The sequence below is a fragment of the Helicobacter pylori SA221C genome, assembly GCF_000476855.1.
Classification (GTDB): domain Bacteria; phylum Campylobacterota; class Campylobacteria; order Campylobacterales; family Helicobacteraceae; genus Helicobacter; species Helicobacter pylori_DK.
This window is the reverse complement of the sequence record NZ_CBPT010000020.1, coordinates 1-19,333: the sequence shown is the minus strand read 5'-3', so window position 1 is coordinate 19,333 and position 19,333 is coordinate 1. Positions and strand designations below refer to the sequence as shown.

Here is a 19,333-nt window from a genome sequence, read left to right as displayed (position 1 = left end):
TATTTTTATTTTTGAATTTTTAGATTAAGGAGAATTGTTGGATGTTTTTAAGATCATACCCAAAGCTTAGATACGCTTTATGTTTCCCCCTACTCGCTGAGACTTGCTATAGCGAAGAGCGGACTTTAAATAAGGTTACCACCCAAGCTAAAAGGATTTTCACTTACAACAATGAGTTTAAAGTAACTTCTAAAGAACTGGATCAACGCCAAAGCAATGAAGTCAAAGACTTGTTTAGGACTAACCCTGATGTGAATGTGGGCGGAGGGAGCGTGATGGGGCAGAAAATCTATGTGAGAGGCGTTGAAGACAGGCTTTTAAGGGTTACGGTGGATGGGGCTGCGCAAAATGGCAATATCTACCACCACCAAGGCAACACCGTGATTGATCCTGGCATGCTCAAAAGCGTGGAAGTTACCAAAGGCGCGGCGAATGCGAGCGCAGGACCAGGAGCGATTGCGGGCGTGATTAAAATGGAGACTAAAGGAGCGGCTGATTTTATCCCTAGGGGGAAAAATTATGCAGCCAGTGGGGCGGTGAGTTTTTATACCAATTTTGGCGATCGAGAGACTTTCAGATCGGCTTACAAAAGCGCGCATTTTGATATTATCGCTTACTACACGCACCAAAACATCTTCTATTATAGAAGCGGCGCTACAGCGATGAAAAACCTTTTTCATCCCACACAAGCCGATAAAGAGCCAGGAACTCCTAGCGAGCAAAACAACGCTTTGATTAAAATGAATGGTTATTTGAGCGATAGGGATACGCTCACTTTCAGCTGGAACATGACACGAGATAACGCCACACGCCCTTTAAGGAGTAACGCTATAGGGTTAGCCTATCCTTGTGAAGCCCCTTTTAGCCCTGATGGCGCTCAAGGGTGTCCTAATGTGTTAGATAGTTTCACAAGATACATGTATCACTCTATTGATAGCGCCAACAATCTTTCCTTACAATACAAAAGGGAAGCGGGAAATTCTTTTGGCGATCCACGATTGGATTTTACCCTTTATACAAGCATTAGAAACGCTCAGTTTGATCCCCTATTTGATCCTAATGGCGTTTATGCTAAATTCCCCACTTCTTTAGCGAGCGCATGGGAAAAAGAAAATTACCCATGCGTGGAAGGCGGGTATTGCACCCCAAGCTTTTTGGATGTGGATAAACCAAGCTCACAGCCTAGGAATCTGTTTTTAAACAACACCGGCTTAAACCTTAAAGTCGTGCATGTGATTGATGAAGCCACAGACAGCCTTTTTGAATACGGATTCAATTACCAAAATTTAAGCGTTTTTGACGCTCGTATCCCCAAATCAGAATTATACAGACCTAATCAAGTCTATACTGATGATAAAGGGCAAAAACAAATCGCTTGCACTCTTGTGGATAATAACCCCAATGACCCTACTTTATGCCAAAGAGGGAAAGCGAACGGGAATATTTATGGAGGCTATGTGCAAGCGAATTATGCACCTCATAAAATCATCACTTTTGGAGCCGGGGTGAGGTGGGATGCCTACACGCTTTATGATAAAGACTGGAACCACCGCTACACTCAAGGCTTTAGCCCTAGCGCGGCTCTTGTGATAAGCCCCATTGAGCCTTTATCTTTAAAAATCACTTATTCTCAAGTTACAAGGGGGGTTATGCCAGGAGATGGCGTGTATATGCGCCAAAACGATTTGCGATACGCTAAAAACATCAAGCCTGAAGTGGGCTCTAACGCTGAATTTAATATTGATTATTCAAGCCAGTATTTTAGCGGGAGGGCTGCGGCGTTTTATCAAGCTTTGGATAATTTCATCTCCCAATACGCGCAAAATTTGATTGTAACCAATTTAAATCAAGCGATTAGGATTTATGGCTATGAAGTGGGTGGGACTTTTAGATACAAGGGCGTGAGTTTGAATGTAGGGATCTCGCGCACTTGGCCCACCACTAGGGGGTATTTAATGGCGGACAGCTATGAGCTTGCCGCAAGCACCGGTAATGTTTTTATCATTAAATTGGATTACACCATTCCCAAAACAGGGATCAATCTTGCATGGCTTAGCCGCTTTGTTACCGGTTTAGATTATTGCGGGTTTGATATTTACTTGCCTGATTACGGGACGGCTGAGAAACCCAAAACCCCTACCGATTTAGCCAAATGCGGATCCCAATTAGGGTTGGTGCATATGCATAAACCGGGCTATGGCGTGAGTAATTTTTATATCAATTGGAGCCCTAAAACCAAAAGCCGCTGGAAAGGTTTGCTGCTTTCAGCCGTGTTTAATAATGTTTTCAACAAATTCTATGTGGATCAAACAAGCCCTTATGTCATGAGCCCGGATATGCCAGGCACTGACGCTGTTAAAAGAGCGATCGCCGAGCCCGGGTTTAACGCGCGTTTTGAAGTGGCTTACAAATGGTGATTAGTGGAGCTTTAAGCGTTGCGCATGCGTGATAGCAACGGCTATCGCATCGCTAATATCCAAAGGCTTGATTTCGCTTGTGATGTTTAGTAAGCGTTTGACCATAAAGGCCACTTGCTCTTTAGCGGCTTTCCCGTTACCGGTCAGGGCTTTTTTGACTTGTAGGGGCGTGTATTCGCTGAAATTACCGATCCTTTCTAAAATCTTTAAGGACAACGCCCCCCTGAATTGCGCGAGCTTGATCACGCTTTTTGGGTTATACCCAAAGAAAATATCTTCAATCGCTACTTCATTGACTTCGTAACGATCCAATAAGCAATCTAAAGCTTCTATCAAATCTAAGATTTGTTCTTGCAAGCGTGTCGTGGTGATATTAATGAACCCGGCTGTGATTAAAGAAAGCTTGTTAGAAGTGTGAGAAATGATAGCATACCCGCATTTCCTACTGCCCGGATCTATTCCTAAAATACGCATCAACCATTCCTGTTTATTTATCGCAAGGTTTAAAAAACGCTATTATTATATCCATGTTTCTTGTTAGCACAAAATACAAGATTGTATTAAGAACTTTTAAAAAATTTAGCATATAAATAAGGGAGCAATAAATGAAAGCAAACACAATCATACTAGTGGATTGGGAGAATTTCAGGCGCGATATTAAACAAACAAAATGCGTTAATTATAATATCGCTTTAGATGTGATCGTTACTATCAGGGCTTTTTTACTAGATGATGAATGGATCAGCCGTATTTACTTTTATACCACCCCACCCTTTGATTTTGAACATGCGTTATGGGATAAGAGGAATGACACCCTCCAAAATGAAAAAAATCCGGGAACAGAAATGAAAATCTTCACAAGCAGCGACATTGAAGAGATCTTACAAAGCAGTGAAGCGACTAAATGGGAGAAGATTTATAGCGATGTGGAAAATTTCCAACACGATCTGGCTTCATTGGATCAAGTGGAATTGAGGTTAGGGAGGACTAAGTTAAACGCAATAAGGGTGGAGTTTGATGGGAGTTATAGAGCGTTATTGGAACAAAAGCAGGTGGATATGCTCATGGGTCTTGACATTCAAAGAATAGCTTTTAAAAAAATAGCTGACAGGATTTTGATATTTTCAAAAGATACGGATCTAATCCCTGCGCTCAAATTAGCCAGAGATGAGGGGTTAAGGGTGGATATTGCCGATTTGTCTAACAGATTATCTCTTCTTAGCCAGGATTTGAAATACAATTCTGATAAAGTGAGGAAATTGAGCAGTAACGAAGTCAAAGACAAGCTTTTTTCAATTAGAGAAAATCTCACTAAAACCAATTGGGCTTTAAACTAAACCATAAAAAGGGTTATTTCATTTTTATAGAGTTTAAAAAATCATTTTTTAAAAACTCAATTATTGGTGCTTGATTAGAACAAAGCCAGAATTTTTAAAGGGGTTTTAGGCTTATCTTTCTCATACTGACTGGGTAAGTTTGGGTAGTTTATTGCCTTACTTATTCTTTTGTGGTAGGATTAGGGTTATTAGAGTTTAAAGAAGAAGCTAAACGCTCCCCATCTTTTGTAATTAAGCTAGGGTCTATAAACTTAGCTTGTTCTCTAAGATTTCCTACTTTCTTTTCAAACCCTATAATAACCCACTCACTCTTTAATGATTCGCCTTATCCATTATCCTTCTCGCTTCTTCTATGATTTGATGGTAGCTATACTCTTCGTTAGTTTTCATTTCCTGACTTCCTTGACTTTTTCAAGCTTTTGTTTTATAGTTTCAATGCAAGCCCACTCCATCGGCTTATTCTTTAAGCGTTCTTGCCTGCGGAATGAAAGAGTGGATAATGTCCGCCTTGTCAATCTCTGCTTTAACATCGTTTTTTGTTTTTCATTTATTCTCCTTGCGTTCTCCTTGAAAAGATTTAGGTCGTTATTTGACTTTGTTGGGGTTTTATGGTAGCATCCTTACAGACATCGCTATAGGAACTCAACCTATGGTTGCCCCTTAGAGAGTTTGGTGTCTTGTATTAAAGCTTTGATTGATACATCATTTTTAAGATTAATTCATTTTTTACCCCTTGACTTGTTAGATCTTTTTGTTGTAATATCAATCAATGGGTTAGAGAATATTTCTAACCCATAAAAACACTTTTTAAGTGTGCCAAGAGACCCTGACACATAAGACGAAAGGGCTTGTGTATGGTCAAGGTGAGGCTTTTTAATGCTTTTCATTCCTTACTCCTTGTGTTTAATTTTTTATGTTAAAGTTTCAAAACCCATTAGCTTTATCAAATATGTCTAGCACTCAGCTCATAACTGATGGTCAATCGCTATTCTGAGATTTTGCTAATGTTTTTCTATGGGCTACACTATCCTTATAATTTCGTTTTATGCTTCGTTTTTAGTATTAATTCATACTTTTTTGCGTTGGCTTGTTCTAGCGGGCTTAAATTGGTAGGTTTTGGTGTGGTTTCGTTTAAATTCTCGCTTGTTTTTAATAAATCCTCTTGACTATTTAGCGGTTTTTGGGTAGGATTAGGTTCATTAAGGGTAATGGGTTGTGTTCCGTTATCCTTTGAGGTGCTAGGTTGTGGCCTGGCATCCCTAAAATCTTTAAAATTCCTATCGCTATAAAAATCAAAAATCTTATTTCCATTATTTAAATCATCTACTACTAACCTAAGCTTTACGCCGTTATTCTCCCATTCATAGCCGTATCTAAACCCATTTTTAAGCCTTTCAAAACTCTCTAATAACACATTGGCGTTTTTGATAACTTCGCTCATGTTGATTAGCTCGTCGTTCGTTAGCCCTCCGGTGCTTTCTGCTCCATAATGTTTAACTAAAATCTTTTTAGCTCCCGCATGCCTTGTGCCTTGTTCTAGGATATAAAGGTCGTTTAAATCTATTCCTTTGATTTCTGTTTGATCTAATTCTCCCTTAAACACCTTTAAAACTTGTTGCTGTTCTTTAGTAAGCTTGCTTTCATCAATCTTTTGTAATTCTTGTAAGGCTTTTTCGTATTTAGTAGCCTTTTCTTTGATTTCTTCGCTCGCTTGTTTGACGCCATTATTAAGCTCTTCAATGATTTTAAGCGTGTTGTTGCTAAAGTGTGATTTTTGCGCTTAATTCTAAATTCTTACTAGGTTTTTAGCGAGCGGATACTAAAAAACTTTTTTTAAGAGCGCAGTTGTTGCAAGGCTTCTTTAATCGCTACTTCTATGCTGAGATTGGGTTTTAGGGTTTTTAAGACTTGGTTGATTTCGGTGCTTTTAAAGCCCAAACTCTCTAGGGCTAAAAAGACTTCATTGCGTGCGGGTTTATTTTCATCTTGAATGAAAAAGCCAATCAAATCCACCATGATCTTATCAGCGAGCTTTTTGCCAATGCCTGGGACTTGCTGGAGTCTTTTGACTTCTTTAGTGGCGATAATGCTTTCAAATTCATTCGGCGAAAAGCTTGAAAGAATGGCTAAAGCGATACGCCCCCCTACCCCATTGATTTTTAAAAGCCTTTCAAAGAGGATTTTTTCGCTCTCTTCTAAAAACCCGTATAAAAGATGCGCATCTTCTTTGATCACTTGTAAGATTTTCAAACGCGCCTTTTGACCCACTTGAAGCAAAGCAGCCGTTCGCATAGAAACTTGCACCCCATAAACAACCCCTTGCACTTCTATATGCGCTTCTAAAGCGGAGATTTTTTCCACAACCCCTATCAAACCCACTATCATTTTTATCCCTTTTTTATCTCTTGTTTTAGCCTTTTATAGCGCTTTTAGGGATTTTTTTGATTTTATGATCTTCATAGATCACGTTCACGCTTTCATTATGGCTTAACATGGCACTTAAATTGCTCACTTTAGGGTAATTGCGATGGTAGATCACGATATTTTCTTGCTTGAAAGGGTTTTTAGTCGTAATGCTTGCATGCTGGAAGCTGTTTTCTATGCTGATGAGTTTAGCGTAACATTCGTTATTGATTTTTTGCAATTCTAGCATTTGGGCTTTTAAGATTTTCAAACGCTTTAAAGCAAACACAAACTCGCTATAAGCGTCTTTCACGCTTTCTTGTTGCATTAAAGATCGTTTGATTTCTTCAGTGGCGTTTTTAAGCTTTTCCATGATGGCTTGATGGTTTTTGACTAAATGGTTTAAGGACTGGTGCTGAGCGATGATTTTTTTGGATTTTAACCCTAACGCATTGAGTTTTTGTTTAGCGATCTTCAATTCTTCTTGGTTTTCTCGCCCCCCAAAAGCGTAAAAAATAAAGCGGTTGCCATTGCCATCCACCTCATCAATCAAACATTGCTTGGAAAAATACAGCTTGTTATCGCTTTTAAGCTTTTCTAAAGCGATTTCTTTCGCATAGACCACGCTCCCCGCGCTCGCTTCCACTTTAACGCTATTGGCATACACTTTGGCGCGCTCTAAATACTTGCACTCAAACTCTTTAGCGTAGCACACGCCCTTATGGTTAGTGATGCGCGCTTTATTGGCATAGACATAGCTTTCAGGGTGGATTTGCCCCTCTATAGTAATTTCTTTAGCCACTAAGATCACATTCTTACCCACATTGCCCTTAATGTTAATTACGCTCGCTTCTAAAATGAGGTTAGAATCAATCGCATCGCTCAATTCGTCTTTAGCTTGAATCTCTAAAGCTAACCCGCTCTCCACTCCCCCTAAAAGATTAGGCGTTTCAATGGACTTGATTCCGTTTTTGAAAATAAAATTTTGCTTAGAAACCAAACGCCCTTTTTCCATTTTAACCCCTTGTAAGGCTTTGGAGTAATACACTAAGGCGTTATTTTCTTCTCTTTCTTCAAAAGCGTTTTTGTCATGCCCTATAGGGGTGGGCGAATGAGCAACTTTAGGCAATTCAATATAAAGGCCTTTAAGGTTACGGCCGTCTCTGCCTTGCTTGGGGTAATTCACGCAAGCGACTTTTTGATTTTCTTTAGCGATATAGTAATTTTCTTTAACAAACGATTCTTCTTGATCGCTTAAAAAAATGGTATGCGTTGGAAGGTATTCTTCTTCTAATAAAAAATGGGATTGTTCTTCTACATTAGGGATAAAGGTTGAAGAAGCGTATAAAATAAAGCGCTTATTTTGGGTTTCTTTTTGATATTTTCTCAATTCTGTTTTTAAATTTTCATACATTTGTGAAAAATGCCTAAACACCACGCCTTCAAAAGCCAAACGCTCTTTAATATACGCAAACATTTCTTGGTAATGCTCTTCAGTGTCTAGGACAATAAAACACTCGTCTAAAATAATTTCTATTTTGCTTAAATCTTCATCCACTTTTACTTCAAAAAAGCGTTTATAAGCGTTTGATTTGATTTTAATGTCGTGGGTTTGATAAAGGGTTAGCTCTTTTTTTTCATAGTATTCATCTTCTTCTAATTGTTGCAATTCCCCACCAAAAGCCTCGCTAAAATCGTCTTTAGCGCTGTTTTTGATAAAAATAGAAGTTTTTAAAATCTCAAACCATAGATCTTCTGTTTGCAATCTATTTTCAGCGGCCGCTTTTTTTAATTCTTTTTGAATGTCTTTGCACCGCTCAACTTTTATAGGGGCAAAATGCTCCAAGCTCATTTTTTAATCCTTAAATGGTATAATATAAGAATTTGAAAAAAGAAATATGCTAACAAAAAAACACTGAAAATTAGGTAATAAATACAACTAGTATGCTAAAAAAAATATTTTTAACCAACAGCTTAGGGATTTTATGCTCTAGGATTTTTGGCTTTTTACGGGATTTGATGATGGCTAATATTCTAGGGGCTGGGGTGTATAGCGATATTTTCTTTGTGGCTTTCAAATTGCCCAATCTATTTAGGCGTATTTTTGCGGAGGGCTCTTTTTCTCAAAGCTTTTTACCAAGCTTCATACGAAGCTCCATTAAAGGGAGTTTTGCGAGTTTGGTGGGGCTTATTTTTTGTGGCGTTTTATTCATGTGGTGCTTATTGGTGGCATTAAATCCCTTATGGCTCACCAAACTCCTAGCTTACGGCTTTGATGAAGAAACGCTCAAACTGTGCGCCCCTATTGTAGCGATCAATTTTTGGTATCTTTTATTGGTGTTTATCACCACCTTTTTAGGCACGCTTTTGCAATACAAACACAGCTTTTTTGCCAGCGCTTATAGCGCAAGCTTGCTCAATTTATGCATGATTTCAGCCCTTTTGTTTTCTAAAGACAAATCGCATTTAGAAGTGTTGTATTATTTGAGCTATGGCGTGCTTTTAGGGGGCGTGGCTCAAATTTTATTGCACTTTTATCCTTTAGTGAAATTAGGCTTATGGAATTTATTATTTAAAGGGTTGTTGAGCTTTAAGACCAAAAACGCAAACAAAAAAGAGTATCGTTTGAATAGGGCTAAAAAGGATCTAAAAGCGTTTTTCAAGCAATTCCTCCCCAGCGTCTTAGGCAATTCTAGCGCTCAGATCGCTTCTTTTTTAGACACCACGATCGCCTCTTTTTTAGCGAGTGGGAGCGTGTCTTATTTGTATTACGCTAATAGAGTTTTCCAGCTCCCTTTAGCTTTATTTGCTATCGCTATATCCACAGCTCTTTTCCCCAGCATTGCGATCGCGCTTAAAAACAACCAGCAGGATTTAATCTTACAACGCTTGCAAAAGGCGTGGTTTTTTTTGGTGGGGGTTTTGCTTCTTTGCAGCATTGGGGGGATAATGTTAAGCAAAGAAATCACCGAGCTTTTATTTGAAAGGGGGCAATTTAGCCCTAAAGACACCTTAATCACTTCGCAAGTCTTTTCGCTCTATCTTTTAGGCTTGCTCCCTTTTGGGCTAACTAAACTCTTTTCTTTGTGGCTTTATGCGAAATTAGAACAAAAAAAAGCGGCTAAAATCTCTTTAATTTCGCTTTTTTTAGGTTTAGCGGCTTCTTTGAGTTTAATGCCTTTGTTAGGGGTTTTGGGTTTGGCGTTAGCGAATAGTTTGAGCGGGTTATTTTTATTTGTTTTAACGATAAAAGCGTTTGGCTTTCAATTATTCTTGGGTATAATCAAGAATTTAAAATCATGGCTTGTAATCCTTTTCCTCGCTTGCGTGGAAATCTTATTACTCTTAGCGTTCAAATCGTGGGTTACACATTTATATTTATTTTATTATTTTCAAGGTTTTTAAATGTTTATTTATGATACCAAATCAAAACAAAAAGTCCTTTTTGAGCCTTTAGTTAAAAATAAGGCGAATATTTATGTGTGCGGGCCTACGGTGTATGATGACGCTCATTTAGGGCATGCCAGGAGCGCGATTGCTTTTGATTTGTTAAGGCGCACGCTTGAGTTGAGCGGCTATGAAGTGGTGTTAGTAAGGAATTTCACGGATATTGACGATAAAATCATCAACAAAGCCCTAAAAGAAAACAAAAGCATTCAAGAACTAAGCAGCATTTATATTGAATCTTACACGAGGGATTTGAACGCTTTGAACGTAAAAAAACCCAGCTTAGAGCCTAAAGCGAGCGAGTATTTAGACGCTATGGTGGGCATGATTGAAACGCTTTTAGAAAAAAATATCGCTTATAGAGTTTCTAATGGGGATATTTATTTAGACACGAGCAAGGATAAAGATTACGGCTCTTTGAGCGTGCATAATAGCAGCGTTGAATTTGGCCGTATTGGTTTGGTGCAAGAAAAACGGCTTGAACAGGATTTTGTGCTATGGAAAAGCTATAAGGGGGATAATGATGTGGGCTTTGATAGTCCTTTAGGCAAAGGACGCCCTGGCTGGCATATAGAATGCTCTAGCATGATTTTTAAAACTTTAGCGCTCACTAACACCCCTTATCAAATTGACATCCATGCAGGCGGAGCGGATTTGTTATTCCCCCACCATGAAAATGAAGCGTGCCAAACCCGTTGCGCCTTTGGCGTGGAGATCGCCAAATACTGGATGCACAATGGCTTTGTGAATATCAATAACGAAAAAATGTCTAAAAGTTTAGGGAATAGTTTTTTCATTAAAGACGCCTTGAAAAACTATGATGGCGAGATTTTGCGCAATTATTTATTGGGGGTGCATTACCGCTCTGTTTTGAATTTCAATGAAGAAGACTTGTTAGTGAGTAAAAAACGCTTGGATAAAATCTATCGCTTGAAACAGCGCGTTTTAGGGACTTTGGGAGGAATAAACCCAAATTTTAAAAAAGAAATTTTAGAATGCATGCAAGATGATTTAAATATTTCTAAAGCGTTGAGCGTTTTAGAAAGCATGCTTTCTTCTACGAATGAAAAACTAGATCAAAACCCTAAAAACAAGGCTTTGAAAGGCGAAATTTTAGCGAATCTGAAATTCATAGAAGAACTGCTTGGCATCGGGTTTAAAGACCCTAGCGCGTATTTCCAATTAGGCGTGAGTGAAAGCGAAAAACAAGAAATTGAAAACAAGATAGAAGAAAGAAAACGCGCCAAAGAACAAAAAGATTTTTTAAAAGCCGATCGCATCAGAGAAGAGCTTTTAAACCACAAAATCGCTTTGATGGACACCCCACAAGGCACGATTTGGGAGAAGCTTTTTTAAACGCCTCCCATTTTACCTTTTTACACATTCTAGCCCAAAATTTCAGCAATTTTACTTTTTAATCCTATGGGTTTTATATTCATTTATCTTAACTTAATAAAAATTGAACATTGGTTGTAGATACTATATATTTATAACCTTAATCGTAAATGCAACAGAAATTTTCTAGTCTAAAGTCGCACCCTTTGTGCAAAAATCGTTTTACAAAAAGAAAGGAAAGAAAATGGAAATACAACAAACACACCGCAAAATCAATCGCCCTATTATCTCTCTCGCTCTAGTGGGGGTGTTAATGGGCACCGAACTAGGGGCTAACACTCCAAATGATCCCATACACAGCGAGAGTCGCGTCTTTTTCACAACCGTGATCATTCCAGCCATTGTTGGGGGTATCGCTACAGGCGCTGCTGTAGGAACAGTTTCAGGGCTTCTTAGCTGGGGGCTCAAACAAGCCGAACAAGCCAATAAAGCCCCAGACAAACCCGATAAAGTTTGGCGCATTCAAGCAGGCAGAGGCTTTGATAATTTCCCCCACAAGCAATACGACTTATACAAATCTCTTTTATCCAGTAAGATTGATGGAGGTTGGGACTGGGGGAATGCCGCTAGGCATTATTGGGTCAAAGACGGGCAATGGAACAAACTTGAAGTGGATATGCAAAACGCTGTAGGGACTTATAACCTTTCAGGGCTTATCAACTTTACTGGTGGGGATTTGGATGTCAATATGCAAAAAGCCACTTTGCGTTTGGGCCAATTCAATGGCAATTCTTTCACAAGCTTTAAAGATAGCGCTGATCGCACCACGAGGGTGAATTTTGACGCTAAAAATATCTTAATTGATAATTTTGTAGAAATCAACAATCGTGTGGGTTCTGGAGCCGGGAGGAAAGCCAGCTCTACGGTTTTGACTTTGAAAAGTTCAGAAAAAATCACGAGCCGTGAAAACGCTGAAATTTCTCTTTATGATGGCGCCACGCTCAATTTGGTTTCAAGCTCAAATCAGAGCGTTGATCTCTATGGGAAAGTGTGGATGGGCCGTTTGCAATACGTGGGAGCGTATTTAGCCCCTTCATACAGCACAATCAACACTTCAAAAGTTCAAGGGGAAATGAATTTCCGCCATCTCGCTGTGGGTGATCAAAACGCCGCTCAAGCGGGCATTATCGCTAATAAAAAGACTAATATTGGCACACTGGATTTGTGGCAAAGCGCCGGCTTAAGCATTATCACCCCTCCAGAAGGCGGTTATGAGAGTAAAACTAAAGATACTCCTTCTCAAAATAACCCTAAAAATGACACACAAAAAACAGAAATTCAACCCACGCAAGTCATTGATGGGCCTTTTGCGGGCGGCAAAGACACGGTTGTGAATATTTTCCACTTAAACACTAAAGCCGATGGTACGATTAGAGCGGGAGGGTTTAAAGCTTCTCTAAGCACGAATGCGGCTCATTTGCATATTGGCGAAGGCGGTGTCAATCTGTCCAATCAAGCGAGCGGGCGCTCTCTTTTAGTGGAAAATCTAACCGGGAATATCACCGTTGAGGGGACTTTAAGAGTGAATAATCAAGTGGGCGGTGCTGCTGTGGCAGGATCAAGCGCGAATTTTGAATTTAAGGCTGGTGAAGACACCAACAACGCCACAGCCACTTTCAATAACGATATCCATCTGGGAAAAGCGGTGAATTTAAGAGTGGATGCTCATACAGCTTATTTTAATGGCAATGTTTATCTGGGAAAATCCACGAATTTAAGAGTGAATGGCCATAGCGCTCATTTTAAAAATATTGATGCCACAAAGAGCGATAATGGGCTAAACACTAGTGCTTTGGATTTGAGCGGTGTTACAGATAAAGTCAATATCAACAAGCTCACTACATCTGCCACTAATGTGAACATTAAAAACTTTGACATTAAGGAATTGGTGGTTACAACCCGAGTTCAAAGTTTTGGGCAATACACTATTTTTGGCGAAAATATAGGCGATAAGTCTCGCATTGGTGTCGTTAGTTTGCAAACGGGATATAGCCCGGCCTATTCTGGGGGCGTTACTTTTAAAAGCGGTAAAAAATTGGTTATAGATGAGCTTTACCATGCCCCTTGGAATTATTTTGACGCTAGGAATGTTACCGATGTTGAAATCAACAAGAGAATTCTTTTTGGAGCCCCAGGAAACATTGCCGGCAAAACAGGGCTTATGTTTAATAACCTAACCCTAAATAGTAATGCGAGCATGGATTATGGTAAGGATTTGGATTTAACCATTCAAGGGCATTTCACCAATAATCAAGGCACGATGAATCTTTTTGTCCAAGATGGGCGTGTGGCGACCTTGAATGCAGGCCATCAAGCAAGCATGATGTTTAATAATTTAGTGGATAGCGCGACCGGGTTTTACAAACCGCTCATTAAGATCAATAACGCTCAAAACCTCACTAAAAATAAAGAACATGTTTTAGTGAGGGCGCGAAACATTGATTATAATTTAGTGGGAGTGCAAGGCGCTAGTTATGACAATATTTCTGCAAGCAATACCAATCTGCAAGAGCAATTCAAAGAGCGCCTAGCCCTTTATAACAACAACAACCGCATGGATATTTGTGTGGTGCGAAAAAATAATACCGATGATATTAAAGCATGCGGGATGGCTATCGGCAATCAAAGCATGGTGAATAACCCTGAAAATTACAAGTATCTTGAAGGTAAGGCATGGAAAAATACAGGGATCAATAAAACGGCTAACAACACCACAATCGCTGTTAATTTAGGCAACAATTCTACGCCTACTAACAGCACCACCGATACCACAAATTTACCCACCAACACCACTAACAACGCGCGTTTCGCTAGCTACGCTCTCATAAAGAACGCTCCTTTCGCTCGTTATAGCGCTACTCCTAATTTAGTCGCTATCAATAAACATGACTTTGGCACCATTGAAAGCGTGTTTGAATTGGCTAACCGCTCTAAAGATATTGACACGCTTTATGCTAACTCAGGCGCGCAAGGCAGGGATCTCTTGCAAACCTTATTGATTGATAGCCATGATGCGGGTTATGCCAGAACCATGATTGATGCTACAAGCGCTAATGAAATCACCAAGCAATTGAATACGGCCACTACCACTTTAAACAACATAGCCAGTTTAGAGCATAAGACAAGCGGCTTACAAACTTTGAGCTTGAGTAATGCGATGATTTTAAATTCTCGTTTAGTCAATCTCTCTAGAAGGCACACCAACAATATTAACTCGTTCGCTAAGCGCTTACAAGCTTTAAAAGACCAAAGATTCGCTTCTTTAGAAAGCGCGGCGGAAGTGTTGTATCAATTTGCCCCTAAATATGAAAAACCTACCAATGTTTGGGCTAACGCTATTGGGGGAACGAGCTTGAATAATGGCGGCAACGCTTCATTGTATGGCACAAGCGCCGGCGTAGATGCTTACCTTAACGGGCAAGTGGAAGCCATTGTGGGCGGTTTTGGAAGCTATGGTTATAGCTCTTTTAGCAATCAAGCGAACTCTCTTAACTCTGGGGCCAATAACACTAATTTTGGCGTGTATAGCCGTATCTTTGCTAACCAGCATGAATTTGACTTTGAAGCTCAAGGGGCGCTAGGGAGTGATCAATCAAGCTTGAATTTCAAAAGCGCTCTATTACAAGATTTGAATCAAAGCTATCATTACTTAGCCTATAGTGCTGCAACAAGAGCGAGCTATGGTTATGACTTCGCGTTTTTTAGGAACGCTTTGGTGTTAAAACCAAGCGTGGGCGTGAGCTATAACCATTTAGGTTCAACCAACTTTAAAAGCAACAGCAATCAAGTGGCTTTGAGTAATGGCTCTAGCAGTCAGCATCTATTCAACGCTAGCGCTAATGTGGAAGCGCGCTATTATTATGGGGACACTTCATACTTCTATATGAACGCTGGAGTTTTACAAGAGTTTGCTCATGTTGGCTCTAATAACGCCGCATCTTTAAACACCTTTAAAGTGAATGCCGCTCGCAACCCTTTAAACACCCATGCCAGAGTGATGATGGGTGGGGAATTGCAATTGGCTAAAGAAGTGTTTTTGAATTTGGGCTTTATTTATGGGCACAATTTGATTTCCAATATAGGCCATTTCGCTTCCAATTTAGGAATGAGATATAGCTTCTAAATACCGCTCTAAATACCGCTCTTAAACCCATGCTCAAAGCATGGGTTTGAAATCTTACAAAACATCTAACCCCTACAACGCATACACGACAAGCTTGTTATCATGCCAGATCGCTTCTAAAGGCGTGTCATAGAGCGTGCTTAAATTGTGTGAAGTCATAGCGATTTGTGTGGAAGCTTGCAAAAAAAGTTTTTTATCTTTGAGCATGACCACATGCGTGGAGTGTCTGGCAACCAAATTCGGATCATGGATATTGACTAAAACGCTCAATTCTCGCTTTTTCATCTCATCTTTAATCGCATCAAAAAAAAGGGCTTGGTTTTTTAAATCTAACGCGCTCGTAGGCTCATCCAGTAACAATAAAGGCGTTCTTTGCAACAAACTTCTGGCTAAAAGCACCATTTGCCTTTGACCGCCGGACAAATCGTTAATGCCTTGATCTTTTAAGGACTCTAAATCCAAGCGCTCTAAAACGCTAGTGGCTTCTTTAATGTGCTTGGCTTTAGGCATAGCGAACAGATTCAAATGCGTCGCTTTCCCCATTAAGACAAAATCTAGCACGCTGAAATTAAACGCATAATATTCCACTTGAGGGATATAAGCGATTAGTTTAGCTTTTTCATAAGGCTTTAAGGGTAAAATATCTTTGTTACACGCTTTAATTTCGGTTTCTTCTAAAGGCTTTAAAAGCCCTAAAAGGCATTTTAAAAGCGTGGTTTTACCCGAGCCATTAGGCGCTAAAATGCTGGTGATGCTGTTTTTTGGCACGCTAAAACTCAATTTGTCTAAAATGAGTTTTTGAGAATATTTAAAGGACAGGTTTTTAACTTCTAAGACCATCACACCCCCCTAGTCCTGAATAAAAGCCACAAGAAAAAAGGCGCTCCTAAAACGCTTGTCGCAATGCCTACCGGTAAATCATAGGGGGTAATGGTTTTAGCCACCACATCCGCTAAAAGCAAGAAAAACGCCCCCATTAACAAAGAGCTTAAAAGCAGTTTTTGTAAATTCGCCCCAAAAAACAATCTCGCCACATGCGGAATGACTAACCCAATCCAGCCAATCGTGCCGGACACGCTCACCGCTAAAGCGCTCGCCACGCTCACGCACACCAAACAAAGCGATCGCAACAGCACGGGATTAATCCCCAAACTCAAACTTTGCGCATCGCTCAAGCTCAATAAATTGATGCGCCACCTTAACAAAAAGAGCGGGATAAAGCCCAAAGATAGCCCTATGAAAGCGATCAAACAATCCTTATAACTGCTCAAAGACAAGCTCCCTAAAAGCCACACGACAATCGCTTGCGCTTTTTGGGGGATCACAAAGAATTTTATCGCTCCAGCGAGTGCGCTTAAAAACGCGCTCAACACCACCCCTGAAAGCACCAACGAAAGGACGGAATTACCCAAAACCCTATTCATCGCCAAAACAGCAAGGCTGGCTAAAATCGCCCCAAAGAACGCCAAAATCGCAATGTTAGACTCCACTACCGCTATCGCCATCGCCACGCCTAGCATCGCTCCGCTAGAAATCCCTAATAAAAAAGGATCGACTAAGGGGTTTCTAAAAATCGTTTGCATCACCACCCCACTCCCAGACAAACTCGCTCCCACTAAAAGCGCTAAGATCACTCGTGGTAGTCGTATTTCTAAAATAATAATACTTAAAGAGCTCAGTTCTTCATTGTGCAAAAAGTGGTTTTTCACATTCAGGCACACTTCTTGCCATTCTTCCAAACTCAAGGACTCCCCTCCAAACAACAGCACCACCACCGCTAAAATCACGCAAGCTAATGCAATATGATAGGTTTTAAGCATCACGCTTCCTTTTAAGAACGATTAATCTGAACAAAGAATCATACCAACTACTCGGGAGGATTCGATACAACGCTAACAACAATTGGGTTTTTAAGCCGATCAAATAGCGGGCCTTGACTTTTTGACTCATGCTAAGAAAAACGATTTTTTGCGCCACGGCTTTAGCGCTTAGGGCTTTTTGATACACGCTCGCATAAAAAGTTTTAGCCGCATTTACCTCTAAGGCATAAAGGCCGTTTTCATTCTCAAAATTCTCAACTGAAAAAGCGGTTTTTTCCCAGTTGCTTTTCACCGGGCCTGGCTCAATCAAACACACTTGAACGTTAAAGGGTTTAAGCTCTAAACGCAAAGCGTCGCTATAAGCCTCTAAGGCATGCTTACTCGCGCTGTAATGGCCTAAAAAGAGCATGCTCACACGCCCCGCTATGGAAGAAAGATTGAAAATCTTAGAATAGGGCTTGTTTTTCAATAAGGGCAAACAAAACTGCACCACTTCACAAAGGGCGAAAAAATTCACGCCAAATTGCTTTTTAACCTCTTCAATGGGCGTGTCTTCCACGCTCCCAAACACCCCATAACCAGCAGAGTTGATCAAAACATCGCAATGATCTTCTTTAGCGCTGATGTTTAAAAACACTTCTTTTAAAGCGTTAGAATCGCTCACATCAATATCAACACACTCACACAACGCATGGTTTAACGCCACGCACAAAGTCGCATGCCTAGAGAGTGCATAGACTTTATACCCTTGATCTAGTAGCATTAACGCGCACTCCAACCCAATCCCAGAACTCGCCCCGGTGATAATTGCCACCTTTTGGCTTTCTTTTTTCTCTCCAACGCCCATTATCTAACGCCAACTCTCTTATTATTTTTATAATTCCTCTAATATTCACTTAATATTACTTAATTTTGACTAATATATAGTTCTTGGAATGTTTTTTACAAAAGACATTTTTAACACCAATTTTAATTAAGGAGAAGCAATGCCTCAAATACAATCATCGCATTCCAATCATTTTGATTTTACTATAGACACAGCGGATCGCACTAAATTATTGATGAGCTATTTAGTCGTGCCTACAACCGCTAATTTCAACAATGTCATGCATGGGGGGGAATTATTGAATTTATTGGATAAAGTGGCTTATGTGTGTTCGACTCGTTATTGCGCTAAAGGAACGGTCACTTTAAGCGTGGATGGGGTTACTTTTAAATACCCCATTCCTGTAGGGAATTTGCTCACTTTTTTAGCCAGCATCAATTATGTGGGCAACACTTCTTGCGAAGTGGGGATTAAGGTTTTGAGCGAAGATATTAAAACTCGTGAAATCACGCACACCAATTCATGCTATTTCACCATGGTGGCTGTGGAAAATGGCAAATCCACCCCCATGCCTAAATACGAGCCTAAAACAGAAGTTGAAATCCGCCGTTATGAAGGGGCTTTGAAGCGTAAAGAAATGCGCACACGAGGGTATTTAAAAAGCGGGAAACACGAGGGTGTTTAAAAAGCCAAAAAGCATAAGCGGTGTTTTAACCCTAAATTTTACCCCTAAAAAGGGGTAGTTGGTTTGAGCGATTTGGTTTAAGCGTTATAAATTGTGTGGATAATTTAAAACAACTCGCTATGACTGCCTAGTCTTACTAAAAAGAGGGTGTTTTCTTGTTTTTTAATTTGATAGACAAGCAATAAATCCGGTTGTAGGTGGCATTCCCTAAAATCTTTTAAAGTGCCTTTGAGTGGGTGGTCTTTGTATTTGGGTTCTAGGGGTTGCTCTTTGGCTAAATTTCCAACCACTTTATACAAAAGCTTTAAATCAAACCCGTTTTTAACAAGAATTTTAAGATCCTTATCAAATTTTTTACTGGTTTCAATCGTCAGCATTTTTAAATCTTAAGTTTTCACAATGCTTCTTAAAATCCTCTATGCTTTTAAAACAAAAGTGGTTCTTGGTATCTTTAGCCCTTGCTAAGATTTCTCGCTCTTCTTCTATGGTGTATCCGTTTTCGGTTAAATGGAGCGCTTTAAATTGGAGTGCTTTTTTAATCCTTTGTTTTTGAGCTTGGATTTCCTTCAATTTTTCTAACGCTCTTTTTTGCTTGGTCTTGATAGAATTTAAAAAACTAAAAAGCTGTCTTTGGCTGTATTTTGTGTAATCTTTGTTGGTGGTGTTAGGCATGCTTATTCCTTTTTTAAAATATCAGCTCATTATAGCGCAAGCGATAGAGCGGGATTAAAAAGGCTAGAAATCAAAACTTAAAGATTGAAAAGCGGATTGGGAAGTTAATGAAAAAATTAAAAGATCTGTTAGTAAAAAATTTTAAAAAAGTTTAAAAAAATAAAAGTTTTGTGAGTGAAAAATAATCGTTTTAGATTTGATTTTATAA

General features: G+C 39.7%; 14 protein-coding genes and 1 pseudogene. 6 read left to right on the top strand and 9 right to left on the bottom strand.

Annotation, left to right across the window (positions count from 1 at the left end; translation table 11 throughout):
- Positions 1–41: 41 nt before the first annotated feature.
- Positions 42–2,417, top strand: coding sequence for a TonB-dependent receptor (locus tag QU01_RS07400; RefSeq protein WP_033761861.1), 2,376 nt, complete (start codon positions 42–44; stop codon positions 2,415–2,417).
- Here QU01_RS07400 and ruvC read toward each other — a convergent pair whose 3' ends face one another.
- On the bottom strand, positions 2,418–2,891 hold the full coding sequence (ruvC, locus tag QU01_RS07395; protein ID WP_001221179.1) for a crossover junction endodeoxyribonuclease RuvC: 474 nt from the start codon (positions 2,889–2,891) through the stop codon (positions 2,418–2,420).
- A 131-nt stretch (positions 2,892–3,022) separates the two neighbouring features.
- Here ruvC and QU01_RS07390 point away from each other — a divergent pair, with 131 nt between their 5' ends.
- A complete protein-coding gene (locus tag QU01_RS07390; RefSeq protein WP_000646774.1) occupies positions 3,023–3,754 on the top strand; it encodes an NYN domain-containing protein in 732 nt (243 codons plus the stop codon).
- Positions 3,755–4,826: 1,072 nt separating this feature from the next.
- On the opposite strand, the pseudogene QU01_RS07385 reads toward QU01_RS07390, so the two are convergent.
- The 3 genes and pseudogenes from QU01_RS07385 to QU01_RS07375 all read right to left on the bottom strand — a co-directional run.
- Positions 4,827–5,553 (bottom strand): annotated as a pseudogene (locus QU01_RS07385) (DUF3519 domain-containing protein); the annotation flags it as partial.
- A gap of 34 nt (positions 5,554–5,587) precedes the next feature.
- Positions 5,588–6,139, bottom strand: coding sequence for a Holliday junction branch migration protein RuvA (gene ruvA / locus QU01_RS07380; protein WP_033761863.1), 552 nt, complete (start codon positions 6,137–6,139; stop codon positions 5,588–5,590).
- Between the two features lie 25 nt (positions 6,140–6,164).
- Positions 6,165–8,009: a hypothetical protein gene (locus tag QU01_RS07375; RefSeq protein ID WP_033761865.1), complete on the bottom strand. Its 1,845-nt coding sequence runs from the start codon at positions 8,007–8,009 to the stop codon at positions 6,165–6,167.
- 92 nt (positions 8,010–8,101) lie between these two features.
- Here QU01_RS07375 and murJ point away from each other — a divergent pair, with 92 nt between their 5' ends.
- From murJ to QU01_RS07360, 3 genes are all read left to right on the top strand, one after another.
- Positions 8,102–9,562, top strand: a complete 1,461-nt coding sequence (gene murJ, locus QU01_RS07370) for a murein biosynthesis integral membrane protein MurJ (protein WP_033761868.1) — start codon at positions 8,102–8,104, stop codon at positions 9,560–9,562.
- Positions 9,563–10,960: a cysteine--tRNA ligase gene (gene cysS / locus QU01_RS07365; protein WP_033761871.1), complete on the top strand. Its 1,398-nt coding sequence runs from the start codon at positions 9,563–9,565 to the stop codon at positions 10,958–10,960.
- Positions 10,961–11,183: 223 nt separating this feature from the next.
- A complete protein-coding gene (locus QU01_RS07360; protein ID WP_033761873.1) occupies positions 11,184–15,122 on the top strand; it encodes a vacuolating cytotoxin autotransporter in 3,939 nt (1,312 codons plus the stop codon).
- A 72-nt stretch (positions 15,123–15,194) separates the two neighbouring features.
- On the opposite strand, the gene QU01_RS07355 is transcribed toward QU01_RS07360, so the two are convergent.
- From QU01_RS07355 to QU01_RS07345, 3 genes are read right to left on the bottom strand one after another with little or no spacing between them, the layout of a single operon-like run.
- Positions 15,195–15,962, bottom strand: a complete 768-nt coding sequence (locus QU01_RS07355; protein WP_000242357.1) for an ABC transporter ATP-binding protein — start codon at positions 15,960–15,962, stop codon at positions 15,195–15,197.
- Positions 15,962–16,942, bottom strand: a complete 981-nt coding sequence (locus QU01_RS07350; protein WP_000921458.1) for a FecCD family ABC transporter permease — start codon at positions 16,940–16,942, stop codon at positions 15,962–15,964. Before QU01_RS07350 ends, QU01_RS07355 begins: the two co-directional genes overlap by 1 nt.
- Entirely contained in the window at positions 16,935–17,789 is an 855-nt protein-coding gene (locus tag QU01_RS07345) for an SDR family oxidoreductase (RefSeq protein WP_033761875.1), read from the bottom strand. The genes QU01_RS07350 and QU01_RS07345 overlap by 8 nt, the downstream gene beginning before the upstream one ends.
- 139 nt (positions 17,790–17,928) lie before the next feature.
- Between QU01_RS07345 and QU01_RS07340 the strand changes: the two genes are divergently transcribed.
- Positions 17,929–18,453: an acyl-CoA thioesterase gene (locus QU01_RS07340; RefSeq protein WP_001135611.1), complete on the top strand. Its 525-nt coding sequence runs from the start codon at positions 17,929–17,931 to the stop codon at positions 18,451–18,453.
- 104 nt (positions 18,454–18,557) lie between these two features.
- Here QU01_RS07340 and QU01_RS07335 read toward each other — a convergent pair whose 3' ends face one another.
- A complete protein-coding gene (locus QU01_RS07335; protein WP_033761877.1) occupies positions 18,558–18,830 on the bottom strand; it encodes an HP0892 family type II toxin-antitoxin system mRNA interferase toxin in 273 nt (90 codons plus the stop codon).
- A complete protein-coding gene (locus QU01_RS07330) occupies positions 18,817–19,125 on the bottom strand; it encodes a type II toxin-antitoxin system antitoxin (RefSeq protein ID WP_033761879.1) in 309 nt (102 codons plus the stop codon). Before QU01_RS07330 ends, QU01_RS07335 begins: the two co-directional genes overlap by 14 nt.
- Positions 19,126–19,333 lie beyond the last annotated feature (208 nt).

Coding starts and splice junctions, on each gene's coding strand:
- QU01_RS07400 (WP_033761861.1), top strand. CDS start 42: ATGTTTTTAAGATCATACCCAAAGCTTAGATACGCTTTATGTTTCCCC.
- ruvC (WP_001221179.1), bottom strand. CDS start 2,891: ATGCGTATTTTAGGAATAGATCCGGGCAGTAGGAAATGCGGGTATGCT.
- QU01_RS07390 (WP_000646774.1), top strand. CDS start 3,023: ATGAAAGCAAACACAATCATACTAGTGGATTGGGAGAATTTCAGGCGC.
- ruvA (WP_033761863.1), bottom strand. CDS start 6,139: ATGATAGTGGGTTTGATAGGGGTTGTGGAAAAAATCTCCGCTTTAGAA.
- QU01_RS07375 (WP_033761865.1), bottom strand. CDS start 8,009: ATGAGCTTGGAGCATTTTGCCCCTATAAAAGTTGAGCGGTGCAAAGAC.
- murJ (WP_033761868.1), top strand. CDS start 8,102: ATGCTAAAAAAAATATTTTTAACCAACAGCTTAGGGATTTTATGCTCT.
- cysS (WP_033761871.1), top strand. CDS start 9,563: ATGTTTATTTATGATACCAAATCAAAACAAAAAGTCCTTTTTGAGCCT.
- QU01_RS07360 (WP_033761873.1), top strand. CDS start 11,184: ATGGAAATACAACAAACACACCGCAAAATCAATCGCCCTATTATCTCT.
- QU01_RS07355 (WP_000242357.1), bottom strand. CDS start 15,962: ATGGTCTTAGAAGTTAAAAACCTGTCCTTTAAATATTCTCAAAAACTC.
- QU01_RS07350 (WP_000921458.1), bottom strand. CDS start 16,942: ATGCTTAAAACCTATCATATTGCATTAGCTTGCGTGATTTTAGCGGTG.
- QU01_RS07345 (WP_033761875.1), bottom strand. CDS start 17,789: ATGGGCGTTGGAGAGAAAAAAGAAAGCCAAAAGGTGGCAATTATCACC.
- QU01_RS07340 (WP_001135611.1), top strand. CDS start 17,929: ATGCCTCAAATACAATCATCGCATTCCAATCATTTTGATTTTACTATA.
- QU01_RS07335 (WP_033761877.1), bottom strand. CDS start 18,830: ATGCTGACGATTGAAACCAGTAAAAAATTTGATAAGGATCTTAAAATT.
- QU01_RS07330 (WP_033761879.1), bottom strand. CDS start 19,125: ATGCCTAACACCACCAACAAAGATTACACAAAATACAGCCAAAGACAG.